Here is a 1280-nt window from a genome sequence, read left to right on the forward strand (position 1 = left end):
TTGAATCACCCATCAAGTGCGATGGCTACGGCTGGCGGAGCGAGCGCGATTTTTCCTAACTTATTCAGCAAGCCCTAGCTAATATTGGATTGCATGGCGCGCGAACAACTTATTAAAACTACCAATCCTAAGCTAGGAATAGTGCGGTATGCGGATGACTTTATAGTCACTGCTAGAGACAAATGTTGTCTCGAAAAAGCCAAAACAAGAATTCAGCAATGGCTATCAGAAAGAGGTCTTGAATTAAGCACGGAGAAAACGGTCATCACACCGTTGTCAGATGGCTTTGACTTCCTAGGATTCAACCACCGCCACTATAAAGGCAAATTGCTTATCAAACCATCCAAAAAGAAAGTCCTAGACTTTTGCAAACGGATAGGCAAAGAAATAGAAGCAATGAAGGGTTGTCAACAAGAGGAAGTTATTAGAAAGCTCAATCCAATTCTTCGAGGTTTTGCTAACTACTACAAAGGGGGAGTTAGCAAGAAAACTTTTAGCTACATCTCACACCGGGTGTGGTTATACCTTTGGCGTTGGGCTAAGCGTAGGCATCCCAACAAATCAAAAAGATGGATTAAGCAACGTTACTTTAAGACCATTAAAGGCAAAGATTGGGTTTTTACCTGTTTAGGTGAAAACCGGGGAAAAGAGAAGTCATACACTCTCTATTCTATCGCATCCACACCCATCGAACGCCACATAAAGGTCAAAGGAGAAGCGTCACCCGATGATCCAAGCCTAAAAGAATACTGGAAAAAACGCCACCAAAAATACGGTAAAAGCTATTGGGAAAAGAATTCCCGTAACTACAAAATAGCTCAGAACCAAAACTGGGTATGTCCCATTTGTGGTGAACCACTCTTCAACGGTGAGGAAATCGAGACCCATCACATAACACCTGAAGCGAAAGGTGGAAGAGACGACATCGAAAACCTAACGCATTTACACAGAGCGTGTCATAAACAGGTACATACATCAAAATCCAAGTTTGAAAGCTTGAAGTAAGGCTTGAGCCGTGTGAGTGCGAAAGTCTCATGCACGGTTCTTAGGGGAGGGGCGGGGAGTAATCCCCAAACCTTACCCGACTGTTTCGGACCCGGTGGATGCGGGGGCACAGGCGAATGTTTAGAAATCGAGGAATCTGTAAGGGCCGATGGATATTGAAGGGCCGGTAGATGGAGAACTGGCAACTGAAATTATCGTTCTTTCTGAAAGCTAATTAAAAAACCTGGATTATTCTGGAACTCTATTGTCAACCTTCGTAGCCAATTTTGATTGAT

General features: G+C 43.6%; 1 protein-coding gene. It reads left to right on the forward strand.

Annotated elements, in window-relative coordinates; genetic code table 11:
* Nucleotides 1-93: 93 nt before the first annotated feature.
* The gene (locus NG798_RS27695; protein ID WP_261226941.1) at nt 94-1005 is read left to right on the forward strand and encodes a group II intron maturase-specific domain-containing protein; all 912 of its coding nucleotides are present in this window, start codon (nt 94-96) and stop codon (nt 1003-1005) included.
* Nucleotides 1006-1280: the final 275 nt, after the last annotated feature.

This window comes from Ancylothrix sp. D3o, from assembly GCF_025370775.1.
In the GTDB taxonomy this organism is placed as follows: domain Bacteria; phylum Cyanobacteriota; class Cyanobacteriia; order Cyanobacteriales; family Oscillatoriaceae; genus Ancylothrix.